The organism is Megasphaera vaginalis (ex Srinivasan et al. 2021), from assembly GCF_000478965.1.
Classification (GTDB): Bacteria; Bacillota; Negativicutes; order Veillonellales; family Megasphaeraceae; genus Megasphaera; species Megasphaera vaginalis.
In genome coordinates, this window is the sequence record NZ_AWXA01000043.1 from 15347 (window position 1) to 40463 (window position 25117).

The 25117-nt window shown below is 48.5% G+C and carries 22 protein-coding genes and 1 riboswitch; of the genes, 5 read left to right on the forward strand and 17 right to left on the reverse strand.

The features are described 5' to 3' along the window. Window positions 1-267 precede the first annotated feature (267 nt). Both HMPREF1250_RS07620 and HMPREF1250_RS07625 read left to right on the forward strand, forming a co-directional pair. On the forward strand, window positions 268-1140 hold the full coding sequence (locus tag HMPREF1250_RS07620; RefSeq protein WP_023054068.1) for a phosphoribosylaminoimidazolesuccinocarboxamide synthase: 873 nt from the start codon (window positions 268-270) through the stop codon (window positions 1138-1140). A 193-nt stretch (window positions 1141-1333) separates the two neighbouring features. After that, window positions 1334-2728, forward strand: coding sequence for an NCS2 family permease (locus HMPREF1250_RS07625; RefSeq protein WP_023054094.1), 1395 nt, complete (start codon window positions 1334-1336; stop codon window positions 2726-2728). 22 nt (window positions 2729-2750) lie between these two features. Here HMPREF1250_RS07625 and HMPREF1250_RS07630 read toward each other — a convergent pair whose 3' ends face one another. The 12 genes from HMPREF1250_RS07630 to rpsB all read right to left on the reverse strand — a co-directional run bounded on the left by HMPREF1250_RS07630 (window position 2751) and on the right by rpsB (window position 13467). Then, window positions 2751-4034, reverse strand: a complete 1284-nt coding sequence (locus HMPREF1250_RS07630) for a hypothetical protein (protein WP_023054077.1) — start codon at window positions 4032-4034, stop codon at window positions 2751-2753. Window positions 4035-4298: 264 nt separating this feature from the next. Beyond that, entirely contained in the window at window positions 4299-4778 is a 480-nt protein-coding gene (locus HMPREF1250_RS07635; RefSeq protein ID WP_023054086.1) for a MarR family winged helix-turn-helix transcriptional regulator, read from the reverse strand. 71 nt (window positions 4779-4849) lie between these two features. Then, window positions 4850-6583, reverse strand: coding sequence for a proline--tRNA ligase (locus HMPREF1250_RS07640; protein WP_023054074.1), 1734 nt, complete (start codon window positions 6581-6583; stop codon window positions 4850-4852). A 4-nt stretch (window positions 6584-6587) separates the two neighbouring features. After that, window positions 6588-7658 (reverse strand): flavodoxin-dependent (E)-4-hydroxy-3-methylbut-2-enyl-diphosphate synthase, encoded by a 1071-nt coding sequence (gene ispG, locus HMPREF1250_RS07645; protein ID WP_023054096.1) that lies wholly within the window; start codon window positions 7656-7658, stop codon window positions 6588-6590. 12 nt (window positions 7659-7670) lie between these two features. Further along, window positions 7671-8690, reverse strand: coding sequence for an RIP metalloprotease RseP (gene rseP / locus HMPREF1250_RS07650; RefSeq protein ID WP_023054079.1), 1020 nt, complete (start codon window positions 8688-8690; stop codon window positions 7671-7673). Window positions 8691-8716: 26 nt separating this feature from the next. Continuing rightward, complete coding sequence (locus HMPREF1250_RS07655) at window positions 8717-9541, reverse strand: phosphatidate cytidylyltransferase (protein ID WP_023054109.1); 825 nt, start codon at window positions 9539-9541, stop codon at window positions 8717-8719. A gap of 15 nt (window positions 9542-9556) precedes the next feature. Continuing rightward, complete coding sequence (locus HMPREF1250_RS07660; RefSeq protein ID WP_023054112.1) at window positions 9557-10318, reverse strand: isoprenyl transferase; 762 nt, start codon at window positions 10316-10318, stop codon at window positions 9557-9559. Then, on the reverse strand, window positions 10315-10560 hold the full coding sequence (locus HMPREF1250_RS07665) for a hypothetical protein (RefSeq protein ID WP_023054115.1): 246 nt from the start codon (window positions 10558-10560) through the stop codon (window positions 10315-10317). Before HMPREF1250_RS07665 ends, HMPREF1250_RS07660 begins: the two co-directional genes overlap by 4 nt. Beyond that, complete coding sequence (gene frr / locus HMPREF1250_RS07670) at window positions 10557-11117, reverse strand: ribosome recycling factor (protein WP_023054110.1); 561 nt, start codon at window positions 11115-11117, stop codon at window positions 10557-10559. The genes HMPREF1250_RS07665 and frr overlap by 4 nt, the downstream gene beginning before the upstream one ends. A gap of 48 nt (window positions 11118-11165) precedes the next feature. Then, window positions 11166-11888: a UMP kinase gene (gene pyrH / locus HMPREF1250_RS07675; protein WP_023054117.1), complete on the reverse strand. Its 723-nt coding sequence runs from the start codon at window positions 11886-11888 to the stop codon at window positions 11166-11168. An 82-nt stretch (window positions 11889-11970) separates the two neighbouring features. Next, window positions 11971-12618, reverse strand: a complete 648-nt coding sequence (gene tsf / locus HMPREF1250_RS07680; protein WP_023054121.1) for a translation elongation factor Ts — start codon at window positions 12616-12618, stop codon at window positions 11971-11973. A gap of 114 nt (window positions 12619-12732) precedes the next feature. Further along, entirely contained in the window at window positions 12733-13467 is a 735-nt protein-coding gene (rpsB, locus tag HMPREF1250_RS07685) for a 30S ribosomal protein S2 (protein WP_023054067.1), read from the reverse strand. 452 nt (window positions 13468-13919) lie between these two features. Between rpsB and HMPREF1250_RS07690 the strand changes: the two genes are divergently transcribed. Then, window positions 13920-14798 carry an MBL fold metallo-hydrolase gene (locus HMPREF1250_RS07690; protein WP_023054084.1) on the forward strand — a complete coding sequence of 293 codons (879 nt, stop codon included), beginning with the start codon at window positions 13920-13922 and terminating at the stop codon, window positions 14796-14798. Window positions 14799-14908: 110 nt separating this feature from the next. Here HMPREF1250_RS07690 and HMPREF1250_RS07695 read toward each other — a convergent pair whose 3' ends face one another. The 3 genes from HMPREF1250_RS07695 to HMPREF1250_RS07705 all read right to left on the reverse strand — a co-directional run bounded on the left by HMPREF1250_RS07695 (window position 14909) and on the right by HMPREF1250_RS07705 (window position 19603). Next, window positions 14909-15886 (reverse strand): 3D domain-containing protein, encoded by a 978-nt coding sequence (locus tag HMPREF1250_RS07695; RefSeq protein ID WP_023054093.1) that lies wholly within the window; start codon window positions 15884-15886, stop codon window positions 14909-14911. A 61-nt stretch (window positions 15887-15947) separates the two neighbouring features. Then, on the reverse strand, window positions 15948-18050 hold the full coding sequence (ppk1, locus tag HMPREF1250_RS07700) for a polyphosphate kinase 1 (RefSeq protein WP_023054062.1): 2103 nt from the start codon (window positions 18048-18050) through the stop codon (window positions 15948-15950). Window positions 18051-18055: 5 nt separating this feature from the next. Further along, entirely contained in the window at window positions 18056-19603 is a 1548-nt protein-coding gene (locus HMPREF1250_RS07705) for a Ppx/GppA phosphatase family protein (protein WP_023054106.1), read from the reverse strand. A gap of 160 nt (window positions 19604-19763) precedes the next feature. On the opposite strand from HMPREF1250_RS07705, the gene HMPREF1250_RS07710 reads away from it, so the two are divergent. Then, complete coding sequence (locus HMPREF1250_RS07710; RefSeq protein ID WP_023054104.1) at window positions 19764-21293, forward strand: Ppx/GppA phosphatase family protein; 1530 nt, start codon at window positions 19764-19766, stop codon at window positions 21291-21293. Between the two features lie 39 nt (window positions 21294-21332). Here the strand turns inward: HMPREF1250_RS07710 and thiC are convergent, their stop codons facing one another. Next, window positions 21333-22634 carry a phosphomethylpyrimidine synthase ThiC gene (gene thiC / locus HMPREF1250_RS07715; RefSeq protein WP_023054080.1) on the reverse strand — a complete coding sequence of 434 codons (1302 nt, stop codon included), beginning with the start codon at window positions 22632-22634 and terminating at the stop codon, window positions 21333-21335. A 51-nt stretch (window positions 22635-22685) separates the two neighbouring features. Beyond that, window positions 22686-22784, reverse strand: a riboswitch (TPP riboswitch). Window positions 22785-22904: 120 nt separating this feature from the next. On the opposite strand from thiC, the gene HMPREF1250_RS07720 reads away from it, so the two are divergent. Then, the gene (locus HMPREF1250_RS07720; protein WP_023054095.1) at window positions 22905-23624 is read left to right on the forward strand and encodes an SIMPL domain-containing protein; all 720 of its coding nucleotides are present in this window, start codon (window positions 22905-22907) and stop codon (window positions 23622-23624) included. Window positions 23625-23656: 32 nt separating this feature from the next. Here HMPREF1250_RS07720 and HMPREF1250_RS07725 read toward each other — a convergent pair whose 3' ends face one another. After that, window positions 23657-25099, reverse strand: a complete 1443-nt coding sequence (locus tag HMPREF1250_RS07725) for an Rne/Rng family ribonuclease (protein WP_023054060.1) — start codon at window positions 25097-25099, stop codon at window positions 23657-23659. Between the last annotated feature and the right edge of the window lie 18 nt (window positions 25100-25117).

The window sequence follows — 25117 nt, forward strand, 5'->3', positions numbered from 1 at the left end:
TTACGATAAACGATACGCCGTTTTTATTTTCAGAAAACGCGGCTTTTCCTTGCAGGAGGCCGTGTTTTTTATTTGGCAAAATCTGGCGTCCGTATGGCCGGTAACCTTTTGCCGTTTTACGAAGCCCTGTAGGCATGAATAGGGCGCGAGCGAAAAAAGACCAACCTAGCCCTTTCCCCGTGCTTTTGTCGTTATCGACGCTGTACGGAAAATGTGATATGATAAGGAAGAATTATAAGTTTATAATTTTTTACTGGAGGCATGAAGATGAAAGAATACAAACCGTATAAATCCGGGAAAGTGCGTGAAGTATATGATGCCGGTGACAGCATCATCATGGTGGCAACGGATCGAATTTCTGCATTCGACCATATCTTAAAAAACAAGATCACACAAAAAGGCGCTATCTTGACGCAAATGTCAAAATTCTGGTTTGATTTTACCAAGGATATCTTGCCGAACCATATGCTTTCAGTAGATACTGCCGATATGCCTGAATTTTTCCAACAGGAACAATTTGCGGGAAACAGCATGAAATGCCGAAAATTGACCATGATTCCTATGGAATGTATCGTTCGCGGTTATATTACCGGCAGCGGCTGGGAAAGCTATCAAGAAAACGGTACGGTCTGCGGCATTACGCTGCCGGCAGGTCTGCGTGAATCACAAAAATTGCCGGAAGCGATTTTTACGCCGAGCACCAAGGCGGAAATCGGTGATCACGACGAAAACGTCTCCTTAGAACAGGGGATTGCATATTTAGAAAAAGAATTCCCCGGAAAAGGGCGTGAATATGCCGAAAAAATTCGTGACTACACACTTGCCCTTTATAAAAAATGCGCAGATTATGCGCTTTCCCGCGGCATCATTATTGCCGATACGAAATTTGAATTCGGACTTGATGAAGAAGGGCAGATCGTCTTGGGTGACGAAATGCTGACGCCTGACAGTTCCCGCTTTTGGCCGCTCAAAGGCTATGAAGCCAGTAAATCGCAGCCTTCTTACGACAAACAATTTGTTCGCGACTGGTTGAAGGCACATCCGGATAGCGATTACCTCTTGCCGCAGGATATTATTGACAAAACGATTGAAAAATACAAAGAAGCCTATCAGTTATTGACGGGCCGGGACTTCCGATAATTTCCTTATTCATATGTCTGCAGAACTGCACGGCCGAAGACAGGTCATCCGCTTCAGCCGCGCAGTTTTTCGCTTTCTTGTGGAGTGAAGATCTTTCTTTTTACAAAAAAGAAGAGGTCAGTATTTACAAGGAATTGTAATGATTATATTATTATATTATCTGGTCATTTTATTCTGCTGAGGAGTTGATACAATGGAGAACAAAGAAGGATTTCTGGATCGATTGTTCCATTTGCAGGCAAACGGAACATCGGTCAAAACCGAATTGTTGGCAGGAATCACGACGTTCATGACGATGGCCTATATTTTGGCTGTCAATCCTACTATCCTGAGCGGTGCCGGCATGGACAAGGGCGCCGTACTTACGGCGACAGCGCTGGCATCCTGTCTGGGAACGTTGCTGATGGCCGTTTTGGCTAATTATCCCTTTGCACTGGCTCCCGGTATGGGGCTGAACGCTTTTTTCGCTTATACAGTCGTGTTGCAAATGGGGTATTCTTGGCAAATGGCATTATCGGCAGTTTTTGTAGAAGGTATTATTTTTGTCATTCTCTCTCTCACCAATATTCGCGAAGCCATTTTTAACGCCATTCCGATGAACCTGAAAAAAGCCGTTTCCGCCGGTATCGGCTTATTTATAGCTTTGATCGGGCTTCTAAATGCGCAGATCATTGTTGCCAACCCGGCTACGAAGATATCACTCTTTTCCTTTAAGCAATCGGTTGCCGCCGGAACCTTTCAGACAACGGGCATCACAGTGCTTTTGGCTATGGCGGGCATCATTTTTACGGCGATTATGATGGTCAGAAAAGTACGCGGCAATATTCTTTGGGGCATCCTGTTTACGTGGATTCTCGGTATCATTTGTGAAATGGCGGGCCTGTACGTTCCTAATCCGGAAATGCATATGTACAGCGTCATCCCCAATCTTTCAGCCGGCGCCGCCGCATTTATGCCGGCAAGCCTGTCGCCTATTTTGGGACAGCTGGATTTCAGCAATATGTTCAGCATCGACTTCTTCGTCGTCATGTTCGCCTTTCTTTTCGTCGATATTTTCGATACCTTGGGAACTCTGATCGGCGTTTCTTCCAAAGCGGATATGCTCGATAGCGAAGGCAAACTTCCCCGTATTAAAGGGGCCTTGTTGGCAGATGCTTTTGCAACGACCTTCGGCGCTTTAATGGGAACCAGCACGACGACGACTTACGTCGAAAGCGCTACCGGTGTCAGTGAAGGCGGACGGACCGGCCTGACCGCCGTCTTTGTAGCTATCTTCTTCGCTCTTTCTCTGGTTCTGTCGCCGTTCTTCATGGCAATCCCCGCTTTCGCTACGGCTCCGGCTCTGGTTATCGTCGGCTTCCTCATGCTCACTGCAGTAACCGGTATTGCCTTTGACGATCTGAGGGAATCCATTCCTGCTTACATTGCCATTATCGCCATGCCCTTCTGTTACAGTATCTCAGAAGGCATTTCCTTCGGCGTCATTTCGTATGTAGTGATCAATTTCTGTACAGGCCGTCGTGATAAAATCAGTATTTTAATGTATATTCTGGCGATTCTGTTTATCGGGAAATACATTTTCCTGTAAAGGATTGAGCCAAAAGAAGCTGTCAGCTGACGGCTTCTTTTTTTTGCACATAGTCTCGGATTTTATGAAGCCATACGAATTGATAGGGCTTGTAAGTGCCGCGCAGCTTTTTCAACGACGCTGTTCGGATGATCGTAATGATGTCCAGCAGCGCCGTCGCCTTGCGCGGCGACAGTCCCGCCTGTTGCGGCGTTTTTTTGGCGTAAGGCAACAGCAGCGCTGCCGCTCTTTCGCATTCGTCGTTGATGATGTGGAAGCGGGCATTCAGCAGATCGCGGTGCGGTTGCGGCAAAAGCTGCTCCATTTCGTACGTCTTCCAAAGGTAGCGGTATTTATCAAGATCTCTGCCACGGAGTGTCATCAGCAAAAGCGATTCGTACATATAGAAAAAGCCGTGAACACTACGGCCGGAACGGCGTCGCAGGAGATCGAAGGATGCGGCGTAATGATAATATTTTAAGGCAGCGTCATATGCAGCATTTTTATGCGGGTGAAGATCATATTGCCAACCGTAATCAAATAACTTTCCCAGCAGGTAGTAGATGTCCCAAGCTTGTTCAAAGGACTGTTCCTGACTTATCAAACGCTGCAAATCTATGACTTTACGCGGCAGTTTTTCTTCTCGGCGTGCCGTATCAATCGCTTCATAACAACGCTTGAACAGAGCGGTTCGGCCCTCTTGATCCCGGTTGTCCGACACCAGACGGGGAAAGAGAAGTCTGCATTCGTCACCGATAAGGGAGCGCTGCGGCAGCAATTCCAAGCCGCTGCGGCACAAGCCGTAACACGATCTGACGTAAATGCCGGCGAAATCGGCTTTTTCTTCCTGCGGCAATGCTTTAACCGTCCTGATGGTACGATCGTATATGGCGTACGCTTCCTGCTGTTGTCGTTTTTTTTGCTGAAAAGGTTCGGGATTGGTAAAATCGTGAGCGTCCCGATACAGCAGGAGCGCGAAACGATACAGTACGGTGACGGTAACGTCGGAAGCGATTAATTCACGAAAATACGGTATGGCCTGTTGAGCCCACTGGTGATTTTGATAAGAACGGGCGGCAGCTTTTGTGAAATACCCCCTGAAATACGCCTTTGCCAAGGGCGCGAGGACAAGTCTGCGTTCACTTTCCCGTGCGTATGCCAGCGCTTTTTCGTAGACGCTGACAGCTTGCCGTAAGCTGCTTTCACACTGTATGTTGCAGGAAAAGGATCGTTCCAAAAGAAGATCGCCTTCTCTGCACAGTTTCAAAAGAGTCTCTCTGCCTTTTCGCTTTGCCGTCACAACTGTTTTTGCTTGTTTCTTTAACATGAACACACCTCGTTTCAGCACTTTTCTTCTCTCATTGTCTCATGGAAAGATTAAAAGACGGTGAAACGAGGATTAAAAAAGGATTAAAATTCAGTAATATGAAAATGAAAAGATTGTAACAGCGTAACTTTCCTTTTCAACGGATAGAAAAATTAACGAAAGAATATAGTCTTTCTTCAGCCTAATAATACAAAAAGAAAGATAAAGTCTTAGTTACTGTAAAAATATTAATATAGTTAGCTAACTAATTATTTAAAATGTGATTTAAATTAACTTATGGAGCAGAGACAACAGGATCTTCTGTTCTTCTTCCGTCAAATTTTTCATCATCTGTGACAAACGCAAATAATATTGCGGCAGTACATAGTCCACGTAAATTCGACCTGACTCGGTTAAGGCGATTTGCTTCCCTCTTCTGTCTATCCCATTTTCTTTTTCGCTTACTAACCCTTCATTTTTCATGCGGCCAATCATTACACTGACCGTGGCCTTCGTCACTCCGCTCTTTTTTGCCAACGAAGAAGGAGACAGTCCGCTTTTCTGGCGATAAAGGAGCAAAAGGATGTGCAGTTTCCCCTCTGAAAGCCGATATTGGCTTTCCAGCGTTTTTCCCAGTGTCGTCCGTATTTCTTCAGCAGCTTGACTGATACTGATCATAGCCAATACTGCCGTTTTATTGATTCCCGTCGCTTTACGTGTCGCCTCTTCCAATTCACCTTTCGTAGGAAACAATTCCATGTTCATACTTCCACCGTCCTTGATTACGTAAAAGAAGCGCAAGAACAAGCTCAGCTTATCCTTGCGCTTCTTTAAGATCACATGTTTTTGCTTTTCAGATCGCCGATAACGGCGCACGTCATGGCCGCCGCTTCTGCAATGGTGATTACTTTTTCTTCGCCGGTTCGCCGTACTTTCAGTTCGACAGTGCCTTCAGCGGCACTCTTCTTACCGACCGTAAGACGAACAGGATAGCCGATGAGATCGGCGTCATTAAATTTAACGCCGGCACGTTCGTTTCGATCGTCGAGCACGACTTCAACGCCGAGCGCTTTTATTTCAGCATATAAAGTTTCGGCAATTTTCACCATATCTTCGTCTTTAGTGCTGACCGGCACGATAACGGCTTCATAAGGAGCGATAGCGGCAGGCCAGATAATACCCTTGTCATCATGATACTGTTCAATGGCTGCGGCCATTGTACGGGTGACGCCGATACCGTAACTTCCCATGACGTATGGTTTGGCTTTACCGTTTTGATCGAGGAAGGTAGCCTGTAAGGAGTCCGAATATTTCGTACCTAATTCAAAAACCTGCCCGACTTCAATCCCCTGGGCAAATTCGATTTCGCCGCCGCAGACAGGACAGACGTCGCGTTGCGTGATCATGCGGATCGTTTCCACCTGAACGGATTTAAAGTCACGCTGCGGATCGACATTGGTAAAATGATATCCCGCTTCATTAGCGCCGGTTACGCCGTTGCAGACATTCATCGCTGTCGGGTCGACAAAAACGAAAAATTTTTCATTATCAGGGGTGTCGGCATTGATGGGACTCATGTATCCCGGCTGCAGGCCGTGGGCCTTCAGATCATCTTCATTGGCCGGTTCAATCGTATTACCGCCGACAAGATGCTGAATAACGACATCATTCACTTCATGGTCTCCGCGTACCATGCAGAGGACTATTTTATCTTCATCTACGACGAAAGCTACGGCCTTGATCGTTTTTTCGACGGGGATCTTCATGAATGCGGCCAGATCTTCTATTGTCGAACAGTTTGGCGTGGCAATCTTTTCCAATGGCTGCGGCTCTTCTTTTGCTGTCGTCAATGTTCCGGGAACCGCCTTTTCCACATTTGCTGCAAAATCGCAGTGTTTGCAGGTCACGACGTCGGCTTCGCCGGCAGAGGCAAAGGCCATAAATTCGTGCGTACGGCTGCCGCCGATCTGCCCCGAGTCGGCCTGAACAGGCTTGTATTGAAGGCCACAGCGGTCAAAAATGCGCATATACGCATCGTACATTAATTCGTAACTTTTATGCATTCCTGCTTCATCGACGTCAAAAGAATATGCATCCTTCATGACGAACTCCCTGCTCCGCATCAAACCGAAACGGGGGCGGATCTCGTCGCGGTATTTGTTCTGCATCTGATACAGGATAAGCGGCATCTGTTTATAGGAACGAAGTTCATTACGCACCAACGTCGTGATCAGTTCCTCGTGTGTAGGACCGAGGCAGTATTGATTATGATGACGGTCTTCAAGTTTGAACATTTCCGGTCCGTAAGCGCTCCAGCGACCGGATTCGTGCCAGATTTCCGCAGGTTGCATGATCGGCATCATGATTTCCTGTGAACCGGTATTGTCCATTTCTTCTCTGACAATGGCCTCTATCTTGCGAATGACGCGACGCCCAAGGGGCAGGAACGTATAAATACCGCCGCCGTTTTTTCTGAGCATACCGGCTTTCAGCATATACTGGTGACTGACGACTTCGGCATCTGACGGGATTTCACGCAGTGTCGGACTGTATAATTTTGAAGCTAACATGTGATTATGACTCCTTTGCTATATACTTATTAATTTCTGCAAACAGCGTATCTACCAGGTCGGCTTCCTTGACTGTCTGCAAAACGGTTCCGTGAGAAAAGACGATCCCCATCCCCTGTCCTCCGGCAATGCCGAAATCGGCTTCACGGGCTTCACCCGGTCCATTGACAACGCAGCCCATGACAGCTACCTTAATCGGTTGTGATATGCTTTTCAGCCTTTCTTCCACGGCCTTTGCCAAGGCGATTAAGCCGACTTGCGTTCTGCCGCAGGTTGGACAGGAAATCAGTGTCGGACCGAAACGGCGCAATCCCAGGGATGTCAAGATTTCCTGTCCGACTTTGATCTCTTCAGCAGGATCGGCGGTCAAGGAAACGCGCAATGTATCGCCGATTCCGTTGTACAGCAGGGTACCGATGCCGACGGCCGAACGGATCGTTCCCGTTTGGGCCAATCCGGCCTCGGTTACGCCCAGATGCAGGGCATAAGGAACTTTTTCCGCCAAAGTCCGATAGGCTTCAATCATCAACGGTACGTCAGAAGATTTCAGGGAAATGACTATTTGACGATAATCCATTTTTTCCAATATGCGTATATGGCGCAATGCGCTTTCCAGCATGCCTGATGCTGTCGGATGGCCGCCGTTGGCAGCCAGAATATCGTCAGGCAACGAACCGGAATTGATACCGATCCGAATGGGAATGCCATGGGGCTTTATTTTCTCCACGACGGCGACGACGTTATCTTCACTGCCGATATTGCCGGGGTTTATCCGTAAGGCGGCGATTCCGCTTTCCACGGCTGCCAGGGCCAGGCGATAATCGAAATGAATATCTGCCACCAGAGGGACAGACAGCTGCGTTGTCAATTTTTTCAGCGCCGTTGCCGCCGCCATATTGGGAACGGCGAAACGGATGATCTCGGCTCCGCAAGCCGCCAAACGTTTCGCGTCGGCAACGGCGGCGTCCGTATCGACAGGATTGACTGTCGACATGGTTTGTACGGAAATCGGCGCGTCGCCGCCGATTATCACACTGCCGACATGTACAGGCAGCGATTTTCTTCTCCTTATCATCAGCAATCCTTCCTAAAAACGACTGATATCCTGAAGCATGGCAAAGACAAACAACGAGCCGAGAATGGCAATGCCGACAACCTGAATGTAGTACAAGGCCTTTTCGGGCAGCCGCCGCCGCATGATCCCCTCCAGGAGAATCAGGATCAAATAACCTCCGTCAAGCATGGGAATGGGCAGTAAATTTAAAATTCCCAAGTTGATACTGAGAAATGCCGTGAACATAAGCAAATTGACAAAGCCCAAAGAAGCAACCTGCCCGGCTAATTGTGCTACGCCGAGCGGTCCTGCCAATTCAGCCTTTGCCGTTCCGGTCACCATGCGATATAAACCGTCAAGCATCATATAGCAGATTTCTCCCGTCCGGCGAACAGCGAGTCCGGCAGACTCGAAAAATCCGTGCTCCTGTCGCGTGACCGTCGGCGTAATTCCCAGCAGTGCCCGTTTTTGCTCATCGGTCTTGGGGATCATGGAAACGGTCATTCTCGTTCCCTCCCGTTCGATGACGACGGGGATAATATCATGGACATGTTTATCTACGGCCGATGAAATATCTGCCCATTTCGTAATCTTGTCGGAGCCGATGGAGAGGATTCGATCGCCCGGCTGCAGCCGGTTTTGCGCTGCCGGGGAGTCGGTCATGACGGAACCGACAATCGGCTCCTGCGAAACCTCCGTTGTACCGACAGCGAACATCAGTCCCCAAATAATAAAAACAGCCAGGACAAAGTTCATGAACGCACCGGCAGCAATGACGATCAGGCGAGATAAGATAGGCTTGTTCAAAAACGATCGTTCGTTTAACGCTTCTTCTTCCGTCATGCCGGCGATTCGATTAAAACCGCCCAACGGAATAACGCGCAGAGAATATACCGTCGGTCCGTATTGATAACTGAAAAGCTTGGGGCCAAAACCGATAGCAAATTCATCGACTTGCATACCCGTCATCTTGGCCGTGATAAAATGACCAAATTCATGTACAAAAACGATAACGCTGAACACGAAAATGGTCGCTCCTATTGTTATACCCAAGAGAATGGTCCTTTCTGACGGAAAGTCTAAGCGATCAATATCAAGTATGCATAAACAGCCGGCGCCGCCAGAAGTAAACTGTCAAAGCGATCCAGCACGCCGCCGTGTCCGGGAATCAGAGAGCCGGAATCTTTGACGGCAGCGCTTCGCTTCAGGATCGACTCCGCCAGATCTCCCAACGGAGCCATGACGGCAATGATCAGGCCGATGACAAAGCCGTGAAGCAGTGAGAAATGGCCGATTGCCGCACAAAAAAGCGCGACGGCGACGGTTCCGATAAAACCGCCCAAGGCCCCCTCCCTGGTTTTTCCGGGACTGATCGCGGGGCAAAGCTTCGTCTTCCCCTTCGCTTTGCCGACGAAGAAAGCAAAGGTATCGCTGGCCCAGGTAGAGAAGATCAGAAGAAAGAACAGAAAACGCCCCGGTTGGAGCTGCGGTTCCGAAAACGCTGCGGTCAGGTAAGAACCGACCATGCCTTCACGAATGGCCAGCATCGCGGAAAAGCCGATTGTAACATAAAGCAGCCCGAAACAGCCCAAGGCGGAATCAGAAGGCTTCAACCGGCCATAGCGGAAGACCATGCGCAGCATAAACCAGGTGAACGCGAAAGCGGTGAGCAATACGGTTCCTTTCGTATTGGAGAACCAAAATGCCGTAAAATATAAAACCAGCCAAAGAGACATCACCTTTACAGGAATTTGTCCTTTCAGCTTGCGCGCCAATCCGTCAAATTCATGCCAGCCCAATAAGGCCAAAAGCAGAATCATCAGAAAAAAAAGCCAATTACCTTCATAGATGATAAAAATCGCCAGGGCTCCGCCGATAAATCCCGTTGCAAGACGTGTTAACACAAGTTTCGGCCTCCTTTATTTCAAGCCGCCGAAACGCCGTTCACGACCTTGATATGCCAATACGGCATCAATCAGCGTATCCTTGGTAAAATCCGGCCAGCTGAGCGGTGTGAACCAAAATTCGGCGTAAGCCATCTGCCATAACAAAAAATTGCTGACGCGGCTGTCTGAACCGGGGCGGATCAACAGGTCGACGTCATTTTCCGGAGCCGTATACAGCCTTGCCGCCAAATCTTCTTCCCTTATTGCAGCTGCGCACAGCTTACCGGCTTCTACGTCGGCCGCTAATTGACGAGCGGCTTGCGTGATTTCCAGTCTGCCGCCGTAATTGACTGCAACATTGAGGATCAGGCCCGTATTGTCCTTCATATCATTTTCGGATCGGATAAAAACGGCACGCAGTTTATCTGACAGACGGCTCATATCTCCAATAAAACGAAGGCGTACATTGTTTTCTTTCAATTCCAGAAGATTTTGACTTAAGTAGGAGTGCATGAGCTCCATAATATAGTCCACTTCCGCCTGTGGCCGTTTCCAATTTTCCGTTGAAAACGCGTATACAGAGAGGACTTTAATACCCAGCTCATCGGCGGCCAAGACGATACGCTTCAACGTTTTGGCGCCGGCATAGTGTCCGGCACTGCGCGGCAAGCCCTTCCGTTTCGCCCAGCGTCCGTTGCCGTCCATGATGATAGCGACATGTCTGGGAATATTCGCCTTATCGAGATTCGCTGTCCCGTCTGTCTTGCGATCTTTCGAAAATATCTTCGGAATCATGAATTATATCTCCTTTCCATAGCCTTACGAACTGAGTCGCTTCTTTTCAGGCTCTCGTTGACCAAGAGATAAACGACATTCGCCTTGCGACGTACGCGAATAACGTAAACGAGAGTCGGATCACAGATGAAAAAGCGACTTTTCGATTCCGTTTTTTCTACAACATAGGCTACGGATTCTCTTTCCAATACAGATTTGGCATACCCAAGGGACATGCCAATAAGCTGTTCTATCGCAATCATACTTCCATAACTTCTTTTTCTTTCTTTTCCTTAATTTCGTCGACGGCCTTGATTTTCTTATCTGTCAGCTTCTGGATGTTCGTCTGACCTTCCTTGCTTTCATCTTCCGTAATTTCCTTTTGCTTTTCCAGCTTTTTGATGGCATCGTTGCCGTCGCGGCGGATATTGCGGATAACCACTTTGGCATCTTCCGCTTCTTTGCTTACCTTTTTGCTCAATTCTTTTCGGCGTTCTTCCGTCAACTGGGGAATTTCCAAGCGGATCATGGTACCGTCGTTATTCGGATTCAGGCCGAGATCGGACTTCAAGATTGCCCGTTCGATCGGACCGAGCATATTCCGTTCCCACGGCACGATGGTGATCAGACGCGGTTCCGGCGCCGAGACGTTGGCGACCTGGTTTACCGGTGTTGCCGTACCGTAGTAATCGACGCTGACGCGATTCAACAGAGATGTGCTGGCGCGGCCTGTGCGGATCGAAGCCAGTGAGCGTTTCAACGCTTCAATCGTTTTATCCATTTTTTCTTCATGCGTTGTCAGTAATGTTTTGACGTCCATAGCGGATCACTTCCTTCAATGAATTGGTATAGCTATATCATACTGCTTTTAGTCTTCTTTGTCGACTAAGGTGCCGATTTCTTTGCCTCTCGCCGCATTGACAATATTCCCCGGAATGTCGATGCTGAAAACGAGGATAGGGATATCATTAGTCATGCACAACGTTGTGGCCGTAGCATCCATAACCCCCAATTCGCGCTTGATTACTTCCAAATACGAAAGATGAGAAAACTTCTTAGCGTCTGGATTTACTTTCGGATCACTGTCGTAAACGCCGTCAACGAATTTTTTTGCCATTAAGATGGCATCGGCTTCAATTTCCGCAGCGCGAAGAGCCGCTGTCGTATCTGTCGAAAAATAAGGATTGCCCGTACCGGCGCCGAAAATAACGACGCGCCCTTTTTCCATATGACGAATGGCACGGCGACGGATGTACGGTTCAGCTACCTGTTGCATATTGATCGCTGTCTGGACGCGTGTAGCTACGCCTTTTTTTTCCAATGCATCCTGCAGGGCCAATGAGTTCATTACCGTAGCCAACATACCCATATAATCGGCGGACACCCGATCCATTCCTTTGGCGCTGCCGGAAAGACCGCGCCAAATATTGCCGCCGCCGACGACGATCGCCACCTGGATGCCCTGTTTGGTGACAGCGACAATATCATCGGCAATCGTTTCGACCGTCATCGGGTCAATGCCGTAGCCTTGTGTCCCTGCCAGCGCTTCTCCGCTCAACTTTAAGACGATTCGTTTAAATTCTCTTTTCATACGTGGAGCCTCCCTGTTTCCCAATCGCTTTTGTCCGCTTAGAAAATAAGAGAACACGATAGGGTGTTCTCTTATTAAGGTCTTATTTAGCTTGAGCCATTACTTCGGAAACAAAATCATCGTTCCGTTTTTCCAAACCTTCACCCAGCGCATACCGCGTGAAGCGACGAACGTCTATCTTTTCACCGATCTTGGCAATGTTTTCATTGATAATCTGTGTTACCGTCTTATCGGGATCTTTGATGAATTCCTGATCCAAAAGGCAATTTTCCTTGTAATATTTTTCGATTCTGCCGACGATCATCTTTTCAACGATCTTTTCCGGCTTGCCTTCGTTCAACGCTTGCTGGCGGAGAACTTCTTTTTCGTGTTCCAACACTTCAGCAGGAACTTCGTCACGTTTCAAATAGGACGGATTGGCGGCTGCAATCTGCATGGCAATATCCTTGCAGAGATCTTTGAAGCCGTCTGTTTGCGCAACAAAGTCGGTTTCGCAGTTTACTTCGACGAGAACGCCGATGCGGCCGTTGCCGTGAATGTAGGAATAAACAAGACCTTCGGCAGCAATGCGGTCAGCTTTTTTAGCGGCGGCAGCCAATCCTTTTTCACGCAAAAAGTCAACGGCCTTGTCCATATCACCGTCAGTTGCGGCCAGCGCCTTTTTGCAATCCATCATGCCTGCTCCCGTTTTTGTTCTTAAGTCCTTTACCATGCTTGCTGTAATAGCCATTGAGCGATTCCTCCTAATGATGAGTAATAATGATAGTAACTGTCCAGTTTAATAAAGGTAAGGAATGGAACACTCCTTACCTTTTTTCATACATTCAATTCACGAACGCGCCGCTCAGTTTTCTTCCGTTGCTTCTTCGACTTCTGCAACAGCCGCTTCATTCTGTTCGCCCTGACGGCCTTCCAGTACGGCGTCGGCAATCTTACCGGTCAACAATTTCACGGCGCGAATTGCGTCGTCATTTGCCGGAATCGGATAATCGATTACGTCGGGATCACAGTTTGTATCAACAGTGCCGATAATGGGAATGTGAAGCTTACGGGCTTCAGCTACGGCAATCTCTTCTTTTTTCGGATCAATGATGAAAAGTGCGTCAGGCAGCTTCTTCATTTCCTTGATACCGCCAAGATATTTCTGAAGCTTTTCCATTTCATGTTTCAGTAAAATGACTTCTTTTTTCGGCAACACGTCAAAAGTGCCGTCTTCAGCTTGTTTTTCCAAAGCCTTTAAGCGCTTTACACGTTTTTCAATAGTCTGGAAGTTAGTCAACATGCCGCCGAGCCAACGTTCGTTTACATAGAACTGGTCGCAACGTTCGGCTTCACCTTTAATGGAATCCTGCGCCTGTTTCTTGGTGCCTACGAATAAAACGGAACCGCCTTGCGCAGCCAGATCACGGACGAAATTATATGCTTCATCCATTTTCTTGACCGTCTTTTGCAAATCGATAATGTAAATGCCGTTGCGTTCCGTGAAAATGAACCGAGCCATTTTCGGGTTCCAGCGACGTGTCTGATGTCCGAAGTGGACACCTGCTTCCAATAATTGTTTCATAGATACTACTGCCATTCGTTCATTCCTCCTGTTTGTCCTCTGTCCGGTCATTGCCCGCATTTACCGTAAGCTGTACGGCACAGCAGCAGACTCGACGGTACGTGTGTATTTTTAACCTTTCATATTATAGCACAGCAGAGACAGGCAAACAAGCTGTTTTTTATCTCGATTTTAAGGTACGGATCGATGTCCTGGTGTGTTGCGGTTCACGAAAATTCCTTTACACTAAAATTTCTCTTTTAAGTCTTACGTTTTTCCCTTTCTCCATAAGGTAACACATATTTGACGCCTTACACGTAACCTGTGCATGATGCCGAAGGAATCGTTGGTTTTTCATGCTTATATGTGATAATATCCGTAGTATAATTAAGTACAAACAAAACGCTCTCTTTCGATCAGGCAGCAAAGTAACAGGAGCGGTTCACAATACCATCTCTTCTCCGAATCACGAAAGGAGGCAATACGCCATGTATGAATTGATACCACTTTCAGACAACAGCTATTACATTCAAAGTCCCGCAAAAATAGGGCTGGTAAAGCTGAATGAAAGAGATGTTTGTCTGATTGACAGCGGAAATGACAAGGATGCAGGACGTAAAATACGTCAAATATTGGAAGCAAACGCTTGGAATTTAAGGGCAATTTATAATACCCATGCCAATGCGGACCATATTGGCGGTAATAAGTATTTGCAAGGACAGACCGGATGTAAAATCTATGCGCCAGGCATTGATTGCGCATTTACGAACCATCCGATTTTAGAACCATCTTTTTTATATGGCGGCTATCCCTGTAAAGACCTCAGACATAAATTTCTTTTGGCACAGGAGAGCCATGCAGCGTATTTAACGGAAGACGTCTTGCCAAAAGGTTTTGAAATCATTAATTTGCCCGGTCATTTCTTTGACATGGTTGGGTTCCGAACGCCTGACGATGTCGTTTTTCTTGCCGATTGCCTGTCCAGCCGGGAAATATTGGATAAGTATCAAATCGGCTTTATCCATGATGTGGCGGCTTACATAAAAACGCTTGAAATGGTAAAATCACTTACAGCAACCATATTTGTCCCTGCCCATGCGGCAGTAACGGAGAATATTTCGGATCTGGCGCAATATAACATTGATAAAGTACGGGAAATTGCAGATAAGATCGTTGATTTATGCCGGGAGCCGCTTTGCTTTGAAGTAATCTTGCAGCGGCTGTTTACAGCATATGCCTTGACGATGAATTTTGAACAATATGTGCTTATCGGCAGTACAGTCCGTTCCTATCTCGCCTGGTTAAAAGACACGGATAAACTCAATGCAATCTTTGAAAATAATATGTTGCTTTGGGTACAGAAATAAGGGGAAACGAAAAGCGGTATTCATTTGCCGCTGGAGAAGAAAAGCCGGCCGATTCAAGCTCGATACTGCCGAAAAAACAGGCTTCCGATCATCGTCGAAAGCCTGTTTTTTTATTCCAATATGTAAACCAGGACCGTACGCCTGCCAAAAGCCATGCAGGCTGTATAATCTTCCATGCACAAGTCAATGCGGTTGCCGAGAATATCGCCGCCTGTGTCTTCAGCCGTCGCGATACCGTAGCCGGGAATAAAAACAGTTGTTCCCAGCGGAATAACATTGGGGTCAACGGCGATTTCGCCATAACGCGCTCTCGTTTCCAACTTTGTCAGGCCCGCGCCGTTGCCATCCGTCGGCAAATACGCCGTAGCTTCCATTGTCAGTACCTTGGAATACTTCGTTATCGTACCGGTATTGATCTCTACCGTAGCCTTTGTTCCCACATGTCGGATAAGGGGCTGCATTTCCGTAATCAATTCCGTATGGAGCACCTCTCTGCCGACGGCCTTGCCGTCAAGACTGATAATGGCCGATTGTACCCGTTTTCTGCCGTTGACGCCTTGCTGTAAAACCTTTTCTTCTCCCTGTCCGAGGTCTTCGTCGGGAATGCTTTCAATGGCGAACGGTACGACGGCATCTTCGGTAATTACTTTGCGCGATAGAGAACCGATATGAATGGTCATATTTTTTTGAACCGGACCGTTAGCGTCTTCGTAAGCCCGGTAATTTTCCCGATCATAACCGTATTGCGGCAATACCTCGGCAACAGTGCGTTTTCCCGTAGCGACCAGGCGCTTCTCCCCTTTGTAAACGAGCGTGACGGGAACGGCGCGGCGAATCGTTATGACGGAGCCGTCTTCCAGCGTTGTTGTCGACAGCTCTACTTCGTCTTCGGCGGCAACGGAAATATTCGCTTCTCTGAGCAGGGCCGCGGCATTTACGGCATGCGTATATACCGTTTCCTGTCGCCCGTCTGCATCTATTATAACGGAACGGCCTTTATCGATGAACCCGGTCAGCAACACGACGGCCAGAAGTCCGATCAATAAGGCATACATCCGTGAAATGGGCCTAAAATATCGCGTTTGCATGCAATTCCTCCAATCGGCACAATTGTATCAGAGGACTCATGCCCTGTCAAACGACAGAATCTTAACGATCGAATGACAAAACGGTCACATCGTCGGCATCCTGTCTGCGCGCCGCGCCTTCCGCTTCATGCTGTAGAATCTCTTGAGCGTTGATGCGTTTGTTCGGATCATTGTCCGCCAAGGCGACGTAAGAACCGTCAGACCGCATGTCGTATGCTTTCTCCGTATCCCGAAAGTAAGTGTGCAAAATATACTTGATCCGTTCCTTATGCGGCTCAAAATCAACGGGAATCATTAGTTCCACACGTTCGTTCAAATTGCGCGGCATCCAATCGGCAGATGAGATGAAGACGTCTTCCTTACCGTCATTGTAGAAATAAAAGAGGCGGCTGTGCTCCAAAAAGCGTCCGACAATGCTGTGTACCGCAATATTCTCGCTGACGCCGGGTATGCCGGGGCGAAGGACGCAGATGCCGCGTACGATCAGCTCGATGATAACGCCCGCCTGTGACGCTTCATATAGTCGCTCGATGACCTGCTTATCCAAAAGCGAATTCATCTTGGCAATAATTTTGGCCGGCCTGCCGCTCTTGGCATGATTGATCTCCTGATCTATTTCTTCATAGATCCGTTCCCGCAGATTAAGCGGCGCCACGGCCAGCTTGTTCCATTCGGGAGGATCGGAATAACCGGAGAGGAAATTGAAAAATGCCGAAGCATCGATACCCAAAAGGGTATCGGCTGTAATAATGCCGACATCGGTGTAGATTTTGGCCGTTTTGCCGTTGTAGTTGCCCGTCGCCAAATGCAGATAGCGGCGGATCGTATCTTCTTCCCGGCGTACGACAAGGGTTATTTTGGAATGGGTCTTCAGGCCCATAATGCCGTAAATGACATGGCAACCGGCTTTTTCCAGCTTCTTCGCCATCAGGATATTATTGGCTTCATCGAATCGCGCCTTTACTTCCATCAGCACCGTTACCTGCTTGCCGTTTTCGGCCGCTTCAGCCAGCGCCGCGATAATCGGCGAATCGCTGCTGACGCGGTACAAGGTCTGTTTGATGGCCAATACATTAGCGTCAACGGCGGCGAGTTTGACAAAATTTTCGACGACGTCAAAAGTTTCGTAGGGGTGATGGACCATAACGTCGCGCTTGACGATGGCCGACCAAAAGTCGGCGGCATCGATGGCGGCAAGCTCGCTGGAAGGCTGCGATTTCGCTTCGGCATAGCGAAGATGATCGTAGCCGGCAATACCCGTAAAAGAAAAGAATACTTTACAGTCAATCGGTCCGGGAATCGTGTAGATATCTTTATCTTCTATCTGCAATTCACTTTGCAGGAATTTTCGGATCGTCCGGCTTGACGCCTCGCATAATTCGAGACGGACGGCGGCGCCTTTTTTTCGCCGTTTCAGCGAATTTTCCACTTCCCGGAGCAGGTCTTTGGAATCATCGTTGATATCCAGATCGGCGTCGCGGGTGACGCGGAAAGGAACGACTTCCAGTATTTCACAGCCAAGGAAGAACTGTTCCGCATAATGGCTGAGGACATCTTCCAGGAAAAGGAAGGCTTTTCCTTCCGTCGCTTCCGGAACTTGTATGATACGGGAAATAACGGAAGCGGGAACCGGCAAAATCGCCGTCTTGATCTCTCCGTCTCCTTCCCGTTTACGCAAGAGGACGGCTAAATTAAGCCCCAAACTCGCCAGGAAGGGGAACGGATGGCTCGAATCGACGGCCATCGGCGTAACGACAGGATAAATTTCCCGTTCAAACAGGCTGTGCAGCCATTTTCTCTGCTTTTCATCCAAATCGGAAACGTGAATAAAATGCAATCCTTCTGCCTGGAGTTGTTCCATGATCCGCGATAAATAGCCGTACTGCTCGGCGACCTGGCGGTGAACCATCTGTTCAATGGAGTCAAATTGCTCCTGCGGCGTCATGCCGGCAATATCGATATGTTTGACGTCATTTTCCACCAAGTGCTTGACGCCGGCCACGCGGATCATGAAGAATTCGTCCAGATTGGACGCCGTAATGGCGATGAAATTCAGCTGTTCCAATAAGGGATTGGACGCTTTTGCCGCTTCCTTCATGACGCGCTCATTGAAATTAATCCACGTGCACTCCCGATTGAGAAAATAGTTTTCTCCTTTTTCCATTTGTATTACCTTCCTCTTTTCAAGACCGGCGTCATGCCGAACACTTCTTCAAAATAGGGAACAATCTTCATAAAGGCCCATTTTTCCAGGGAAACGTCAAAATCCGACGTATACGCTATTTCCAACAGGTTGTCGTGCAGCGCGGCCTCAATGGATTTGATCTTGCCGTTGTGACCTTTGTCAAGGGCGTCGGCGAGACAGAAAATAGCGACCAGCTTGGCGACCATGACCTTCGTTTCCGGCTGCAACGAAGCAAAGCGGTCGTCACGTTCTTGTACCTTGCCGAAATAAGAAAAATAAGCTACATTGGCAACCATCTTTTTTTCTTCATCGCTGATGGCAAAAAGATCGGTCGTCAGAATCAGATCGTAAGCGCAGACATCACATTTTCGCAGATTGACGAACTTGCCCCATTCATGCATGATGGCCGCCAGACGCAAGAGATAGCAACCGATCCTGTCGACCCCGATCTTACCGAACAGCGCGTTGAAGATTGTCGCGCAAAATTCTTCGATGAGCCGAGAATGATCGGGCGCGGATACATAGCGGACGGCAATACCCCGCGCCAGTTCCAACAGCATCCACCGCTGCCGCGTCAGGTACGGATCGTTCAGTTTCGTTGCCAGATAGTGAATGGAATAGCCTTCGGTAAAGGTCATATCCATCAGGACGATCATCTGCACGTCCACGTGACGCAGCAATTCATAATACAACATGATGATCGGCATCAGGACGTTTGCCATATTTTCGCTGATCGAAAAATAGCGGCACAATTTGAATGGCGTGATGCCTGAAAAAGAATCGACGAAATCGCAGAATTCACGGGCCGCGATCAGACCGACGCCGCGGTACAGCTTCTTACCCATCAAGAGGCCGAGACGGACGGCAACCTGACCGGATAAAATCAAATATTGAATGTCGTACTGCTGCACACCGCGCCAGAGAGGCGATAAAGTGCCGTAAATATATTCGCGCACCGTCGTCGTAAAGGTGATGCCGTTGCGCTCTTTTTCCGTGAAGCTTCCCATCAGTCCCAAGGCGCCGATATGCACATTCTGTTGAAACAGTATCTTGTCTTCTTTCCAACACGTCAGGCCCAGACAGCTCGACGTCATATCCATGAGCAGAACGGAATTACGGCCGAAGTTGAATGCGCCTTGGTCGATATCGTAATAAAGACCGAAAAACTTGTAATAAATTTCTTCCGCCATATGCACGATATCGACGGAAAAGCCGGTACGGATCCTGATCTGATCGATCGCATTGAGCTGATTTTCCGCATCGCGGAGCGATGTCGTCGTGACGACTTTGACGTCGTCCACCTGATAATCGCGGAGCAGCTGCCTGAACCCGTTGAGCACCGTGCAGATTTCATTCAGCGCCTGAAAACTGATGCGGTGCGTTGTGACGACTTCTTCACCGTAATGAACTTCACGGGAAACGTTCTCAATCGTCTGTCTGTCAGCCAAGGTCGAATAGGAAACGATCTTCAAGTCCATATTGACCGTGCCTATTCTAATGATGCCGAACACGTTCTTCTTACTGTCTTCCATACAAACCACCTCGTTACTATTCTATATTTATTATACATGAAAGCGGGAAAATTTCAGCCGTCATGATTTTAATGTATGTAAATTTTTTGTGAAATCTTTTGACAAGTACGTTATAATAAGCTATAAGGTAAAGTAATACCAAAGAAAATGAGGGGGCTCCATGGAAAAAATTGCAATTATTGATTTAGGCTCCAATTCGATCCGTTTTGTCGTGATCGAAATTAAGGACAATCGCTCCTATTCCCTGCTGTATCAGGAAAAAAAATCGATTCGCCTCGGTCACGGACTGATGCAGACCGGTGAATTGAGCAATGCCGGCATGGATCGGGCCATGACCTGTCTGGCTGTATACCGCCATCTTATCTCGGTCATGGAAATCGATACGACTATTGCCGTTGCTACGGCGGCCGTCCGCAGCGCGAAGAACGGAGAAGCGTTCTTGCAGAGGGTCCGGACGCAAACGGGTATCGAAATGAAAATCATCAGCGGTGAACGGGAAGCGTACCTCGGTTATTTGGGCGTAATCAATACGATTGATATTAAAGACTGCATTCTATTTGACTTCGGCGGCGCCAGCGTTGAATTCACACTCGTCAGAAACGGAAAACAGGAACACTCCTTATCGGTGCCTATCGGCGCCGTCACATTGACGGAAAAATTCGGTCTCCAAGGAACCGTTTCCGGAGAAATGCTGGAAAAATGCCTTACCTGCATTCGTAAAAAGCTGAGCGATATTCCCTGGCTCGCCCATGCACGCCTGCCCCTTGTCGGCGTCGGCGGCACGGCGCGCGCCATTGCCAAAATGGATCAGCGCACAACGAATTATGAGTTGCCTACGCTGCATAACTATGTTGTCGGCAAAGATAACTTTGATGCCATATACGCGCTGGTTACGGAACGGACATATGTCAATCGGAAAAAGATTCCCGGCCTTTCCAGTGAGCGCGCCGACCTGATCGTTGCCGGTGTCGCTGCGATCAGCGCAATTTTTACCCTGACGGAGAGCGACCGCCTGATCGTCAGTGGCTGCGGTCTGCGCGAAGGATTGTTCTTTGAGCATTATGCGGGCCTCTATCACCTGCCGAGCCCGTATATCGAGAATATCCTTTCCTTCAGCATTGCGAACGTCATCGGCAATTTGGATCCGGTCAACAGCAAGCATGTCGATCAGGTGGAAAAGGTCTCGCTGCTTCTTTTTGACAAGCTGTCTTTTCTGCACGGCTACGGTCCGCGTGAGCGGCAGCTGCTGGCGACGGCTGCCAAGTTGCATGATATCGGAAAAATCATCAACTACTACAGTCACGCCCGTCATTCTGCCTTCATGATCGGGCATGCGCCGCTATACGGACTGACGCAGACGGAACAGTTGGTGGCTTCTTTCATCGCCGGTTTTCACCACGGCATCAGCCGTAAGATTATGCGCGCTTACCGGTATGTTCACATACCGAGCGAAGAAGAGTGGCGCATGATTCGAAAGGTTTCGACTTTTTTGGCTCTGGCTGAAGCATCGGATACGACATATGAGCAAATTATAAAAGATATTACCGTTGAGAGTGCCGATACGGTAATCGTTCTCGTCTTGGAAACGTATCCGGGCAGTTCTCATGAAGCGGTAAATTATGAAATGCAGCAGTTAAAAAAGCAGTTTAAGCGAGAATTCGATACGTCCCTGCTTTTTGTCTGGAAATAAAAAAAGCCGTCTCTTGATCAAGAGGCGGCTCCGTTTTTTTTAAATGATGGAAACATCTTCGCCGGCAAGAATTTTTTTCATCGTTCGGGCCGGACACATTTTGCCGCACATCGTACACGTTCCTTCACATTCAGGCGTGCTCGATTCATAGTAATTACGCGCCTTCACGGGATCAATAGCCAGGGAAATCATCGTTTCGAAATCAACTTCGACACGGGCCTTGCTCATGGCGTCATCCCAATCCTGCGCCCCCGGAATCCCTTTGGCGAGATCGGCGGCATGGGCGGCAATACGGGCGGCGATAATCCCTTCGCGCACGTCGTTGACATCGGGCAGACGGAGATGTTCTGCCGGCGTTACGTAACAAAGAAAATCGGCGCCGCAGGAACCGGCAATGGCGCCGCCGATAGCGCTCGTGATGTGGTCATAGCCGGGAGCCACATCTGTTACCAAGGGGCCGAGGACGTAGAACGGCGCATTGTGGCAAAGCCGTTTTTCCAGTTTCATATTGGCGGCGATTTCGGTCAACACCATATGGCCGGGACCTTCGATCATGACCTGTACGTTCCGTTCCCAGGCCCGTTTCGTCAGCTCGCCGAGCGTGATCAGCTCTTCAATCTGGGCGGCGTCCGTGGCGTCATGGGTACAGCCGGGACGGCAGGCATCGCCGAGGCTCAAGGTAACGTCGTATTCTTCACAAATATCGAGGAGACGGTCGTAATATTCATAGAACGGATTTTCCTGATCGTTCATTTCCATCCAGGCGAAAAGCAGGGAGCCGCCGCGGGAAACGACATTGGTCAGACGGGGATTCCGTTTGATCCGTTCGGCCGTCTTTCGATTCATGCCGCAGTGGATCGTCATGAAGTCGACGCCGTCTTCCGCATGTTTCTGCACGACATCGAAAAACTCTTCAACGGAAATATCCTTCAGTTCTTTGTCGAGCATGCCGACGGCGTCATACATCGGCACCGTACCGATCATGGCCGTTGACATGGCGACGAGACGGCGGCGGAAATCACTGGTTTTGCCGAAATTGCTCAAATCCATGATCGATTCGGTTTTCATGTCGATCGCATTCTGTACCTTTTCCAGTTCTTCTTTATAATCGTTGTGATCCTTGGATATGCCGAGATTCACATTGATCTTCGTGCGACAATTCATGCCGACGGCTTCGGGATCAAGACTGGTATGATTCTTGTTGGCCGGAATGGCGACTTTCCCTTCGGCAATCAGATTCATCAGCGTTTCAATCGGCATCTGTTCCTTTTTTGCGACGATTTCCATTTGTTTCGTCACGATGCCCTTTCTCGCGGCATCCATTTGGGTTGTGTAATGCATCTTTCTCCTCCTTGTATACGAAAAAAGCTCACCGTCATAGGTGAGCTTGTGAATCATTTGCAGCAGCTTCCCTACGGTAGGATTACCTACATCAGGTGAAAGGGTCAAATCCAAGTTTTCTCAGCCGAAACGGCTCCCCTAGCTTTTTTCTATTTTTTTACTATTGTACCGCATTGCCATGTCTTTAGCAAATAATTGTTTTTCTTATACTGAAATGATATACTGATGATAATACAATTCATTCCGTTTTATAGAAAAGGAGATGTGCCTATGAGATCAAACTGCTGGAAAATATGCCTTCTTACGTTGACGCTGGCGGCTTCTTCCTGCTTCGCCGCTCCGGCTTTTGCCGAAAACGGTCGTGATGCAGTCGTTAATGTGACGGGCTATGCCGAAGAACAGGTAAAACCGGACACTGCATACTTGACAATCGGTACGGTAAGCACGGCAAAGGAGGCGGAAAAAGCGCGCCAAGACAATAACCAGACCATGCGTGAAATAAAGAAGTCCGTCGAAGCCCTGGGCATTGCCGAAACGGACATGAAAACGATGAATTTCACGTTGTCTCCCAATTACGACAATAAAGGACAAAAAATTTTGTCTTATACGGTAAATAATATGTTGCAGGTGAAAATTTCCGATTTCGGCATGATTCCCCGCCTGATCACCACAGCCAGTACGTCGGGTGCCAATGAAATTCACAGCCTTTACTTTACCAATGAACACGTCGATGCGCTCCGCGCCGAATTGATCAACCAAGCGATCCGTAACGGGCGGCAAGCTGCAGCGGCCGCCGCGACAGCTGCCGGCAGCCAGCTCGGCGCGATAAAAGAGATTACCGTCAACGGGACTTCGCCGCTATACGAAAATAATTACGCTTCACTGACGGCAGTAGGAGCCAGCGGAGCCAAGGCAGGCGGTTATACGCCGGTTGAAAGCGGAACGAATACGATCAGAGAAACGGTCAGTCTTGTCTATTATTTGCAATAAAGCAGTAAAAAAACCGCCTAAAGGCGGTTTTTTTATTCCCGATAAGAAAGAATAGAAAAGACTTCACGGTTCGGATGACGGCTCTCTTCCAAATAAATGGTTCGTGCCAATTCCTGTTCCAACGCGCTTTTCGTTTTTTTATCACTTAACAGAGCCAGAACGTCTTTGTGCGCGCTGACCAACAGGTCGCCGCTGACCAACCGGTGAGCGACCATATGGCGCAGGCGGCGGACGATCTGTATATAGACGGATTCCGGCGAATAGAGGACGCCGGAACCGCCGCAAATATCGCAAGTTCCGTATTGTACCTGCCGCAATCCTTGGCGCGCCTTTTTCCTTGTGATCTCGACCAAATTCAAAGCCGTCATGCCCAAAATACGTGTTTTGGCACTGTCAAAGGACGTTTCCCGTTCCAAGATGCGGAGTATCTCATCTCGCCGCTCGGCCTTGCTCATATCGATAAAATCAATGATAATGATGCCGCCGATATCGCGAAGACGCAACTGTCGGGCAATTTCAACGGCCGCTTCTTTATTGACGAAAAAGATGGTTTCTTCAAGGGTGCTGTTGCCTGTATACTTACCGCTGTTGACATCAATGACGGTCAACGCTTCCGTATGATCAAAGATCAGCGTGCCGCCCGAAGGAAGCGCTACCTGACGGTCCATCAGCCGGTGCAATTCTGCCTCAATATCGTACTTTTCAAAAAGCGGCGTCTCCTCCCGATACCAGGAAAGACAACTGCGCTGCATCGTCTCGTTATCGGAAAACACCTGGCATACTCGTTCATAACTGTCTTTGTCGTCAATGATGATCTGTTTCACATCGTGCGTAAAATAATCGCGCACCATGCGCATGACCAAATCGGCTTCCCGATAAAGGAGTTTCGGTTTTTTTGCCAGTTTGTAACGTTCCTGTATACTGGACCATGAGCCTAAAAGATAGCGAATATCCGCAAGCAGCTCCGCCTCTGAAACGCCCTTGGCAACGGTGCGGATAATCAGCCCCATGCCGGTTGGCTTAACCGCTGCCGTAATGCGGCGCAATCGATCGCGTTCACCTTCATCGCGAATCTTCTTCGAAACGCCGATATAATCCACTGTCGGCATGAGTACGGCATAGCGTCCGGCAATGCTGACATTAGCCGTCACCTTGGCGCCTTTCATTGCTTGCTCTTCTTTGATGACCTGAACGAGAATGCTCTGTCCGACGGAAAGATGGGTTTGCTGTATTTCCTCCTTCGTTGCCGCCCGGGGAAAAAGATCGCCTAAATACAGAAAGGCGTTCTTTTTCCTGCCGACATTAACGAAAGCGGCCTGCATGGCCGGCAGGATATTCTGAATGACGCCTTTATAGATGTGATTGACAATATGGGTTTCATCGTGACGTTCAACGGAAAAATCCCGCAAACGGCCGTCTTCGATTACGGCCATTCGCGTTTCTTCCGGTATGACATTGGCAAGTAATATTTTCACAGACGGCACCTCCCGAAA